The sequence below is a fragment of the Bartonella sp. AP331QHHD genome, from assembly GCF_042195905.1.
Classification (GTDB): domain Bacteria; phylum Pseudomonadota; class Alphaproteobacteria; order Rhizobiales; family Rhizobiaceae; genus Bartonella.
Genome location: NZ_JBHIPG010000061.1, coordinates 1 through 1,224 on the forward strand (window position 1 = coordinate 1; position 1,224 = coordinate 1,224).

Genomic DNA, 1,224 nt, shown 5'->3' on the forward strand with positions numbered 1-1,224 from the left:
TTTAAAAAAACGTAAACAGAAGGGGGGAAAAAAGTTCGTTGCAACGGCGGTGGGGCATGCCCCATGGGGATTAGGGGTAGCTGAGTATTTTTACAATCTCTATGAATACGAAGATGGATCAAGAGAATACGAAGAATTTGATGGTGGTCAGTACCATGAGATACCTGAGAAAGTTGATTACAGTACCAAGGCGCAAGTGAAAGCTTGGATATATGGGGGTGGTATTCCGAAAAGCGTTCTCAATTACGAACCTCTTATAGACGAGATCAATAAAGAGATCAAAAAATTATCAAAAACCGCAGGAAATAAATATGTTTACAGATAAACAGCTAAGAGCCTTGTTTGGTATTATAATTTTTATATTTTTATGCTTTTTAGAAATTAAAAAAAATCCCTATTTTATCCAAGGTATTTTGATATTTGCATCTTTTGGTTTGATAATAATAACAAATATTTTTGTAATTTTATGCAATTCTCATATTCCTTTTGAGTTGCAGAACAATCCAAAATATAAAGATGATGATACAACAGGTTGGAAGATATTAACACGTGATTTACAACAGTATTTGCACAGACTCTTAAAGCTAATAAGTTTAGCACTTGTCGTTTTAATTTTTCCAAATAGTTATACTGTATTTTGGTATTTAGATATCGTTTTTTGGTACTTTTTTTTAGTTTATTCATTCTTTCTCATGTTGCATACACGCAGTTTAATAAACATGTCCATTTACGCACTACATTTTTATACTAAAAACCAAAAGTAAAATTTAAAATCACTTGGTATTCAATTAGGTAGGTATCAAAATGAAAAAAATTGAAAAAAATAAAAAATACGTATTGACTTTAAAGAAAAGGTCGTTTATTAAGGTCGACAAGTGCTCAAAACACTGTAATACGAGCGGATAGGTTACGAAACGACCTCTTCCCATGTTTTTAAAATATACTGGCTTTCTTTTGTGCTCTTATTGGCATATAACGATTTTGCCGGGTGTGGTTATACTATACAATACCCTTCATAGGGGAAAGTGTAACGACGGTCTCGTATCCGTGTTTTGAGCGCCCGGCGCCCTTATAGGGTTGTCAATCAAAATGTTAAAATACGAGGTAATTATTATGCAAAATTCTGTCAAAAAATATCAACTCACCAATCAAACAATTCTTCGCGAAGGTAAAAAACTTTATCGCATTAAGGCGTTAAGAGATTTTGGTGATGTTAAAGCTGGT

At 32.9% G+C, this 1,224-nt stretch carries 2 protein-coding genes; both read left to right on the forward strand.

Translation table 11 applies throughout. From position 1 onward, the window contains the following. Positions 1-325 (forward strand): hypothetical protein (locus tag ACFIMS_RS07825; protein ID WP_375696582.1); only part of this gene is annotated, 325 nt, incomplete at its 5' end. Beyond that, on the forward strand, positions 312-764 hold the full coding sequence (locus ACFIMS_RS07830; RefSeq protein ID WP_375613774.1) for a hypothetical protein: 453 nt from the start codon (positions 312-314) through the stop codon (positions 762-764). The genes ACFIMS_RS07825 and ACFIMS_RS07830, both read left to right, overlap by 14 nt. Positions 765-1,224 lie beyond the last annotated feature (460 nt).

Bases quoted from the DNA above. Each gene is read 5' to 3' on its own strand.
- ACFIMS_RS07830 (WP_375613774.1), top strand. From the start codon at position 312: ATGTTTACAGATAAACAGCTAAGAGCCTTGTTTGGTATTATAATTTTT.